Genomic DNA, 1,089 nt, shown 5'->3' with positions numbered 1-1,089 from the left:
GGCGGTTGCCGCGGCCCGCGCGGTGGGCCCGCCCCAGGGGAGCAGGTTCATGGTCCCGGCGCCCAGGCCCACGCACACGCTCAGCGTCAGCCGGCTCATGCCCAGGCGGTCGAAGAGCGGGATCATGGCCGGGATGGTGATGAGGAACGTGGTGGCCCCGGCGCCGTCGAGGTGGGCGGCCATCGCCAGCGCGGTGGTGGCCACGCAGATGGTGACCGGGGCGTTGCCCGCCCAGCGGACGATGCGCCGGATCAGCGGGTCGAAGAGCCCGGCGTCCCGCATCACCCCGAAGTAGGTGATGGCGAAGACGAACATCACCGTCACCCCGACCACGCCGCCCAGCCCGTCGGCGACGAATTCGCCGATCTCCGCCGGTCCGAACCCGGCGATCAGGGCGAAGACGATCGGCACCCCTGCCAGCGCCACCACCGCCGCCACGCGGTTGGAGAGCAGCAGAGCCAGAATCACCCCGATGGTGAGAAAACCTGCCCATGCGAGCACGAGAGCCCCTTTCGTCGGCTCCACACAGTGTGAGGTGACTCACGTTATGCAGTCCAACATCATTCAGCGATAGATTCATGTGCCATGAGCATGAATCTGGGCGTGCATCACCTCCGGGCCATCGTCGCCGTCGCCCATCACCGCAGCTTCACGCTCGCCGCCGCCGAACTAGGGGTCGCGCAGTCCTCGCTCAGCCGCACCGTGCTGGAGGCCGAGCGTCGGCTGCGCACCCCGCTGTTCCAGCGCAGCACCCGCCGCGTCCTGCTGACCAGTGACGGGGAGGCCGTGGTGACCGTGGCGCGGGGCGTGATCGAGCACGTCGACACCGGGCTGGCCCACATCGAGGGCTACCTCGCCGGCACCAGGGGGAGCATCACCATCGCCACGCTGCCGTCCCTGGCCGCGACCCTGCTGCCTCCGATGATCCGCGTCTACCAGCGGCTCCACCCCGACGTGGCGGTGCACGTGGAGGACAACCTCAGCGACCAGGTGACCGAGCACCTGCGCAGCGGGCGGGCCGACCTCGCGCTGACCACGCATCCGGGGGAAGGCCGCTCCGGACACGGCTCGGGCGGCGGCGCGGGCGAC

At 70.6% G+C, this 1,089-nt stretch carries 2 protein-coding genes; one reads left to right on the top strand and one right to left on the bottom strand.

Annotation, left to right across the window (positions count from 1 at the left end; genetic code table 11):
- The coding region (locus G6019_RS10845) for an SLC13 family permease (protein WP_309230213.1) at positions 1-501 on the bottom strand (501 nt) is incomplete at its 3' end.
- 84 nt (positions 502-585) lie between these two features.
- Here G6019_RS10845 and G6019_RS10840 point away from each other — a divergent pair.
- On the top strand, positions 586-1,089 hold a 504-nt coding region (locus G6019_RS10840), incomplete at its 3' end, for a LysR family transcriptional regulator (protein WP_182627573.1).

This window comes from Dietzia sp. DQ12-76, from assembly GCF_014145045.1.
Taxonomy (GTDB): Bacteria; Actinomycetota; Actinomycetes; order Mycobacteriales; family Mycobacteriaceae; genus Dietzia.
This window is presented reverse-complemented; position numbering and strand designations above follow the sequence as displayed.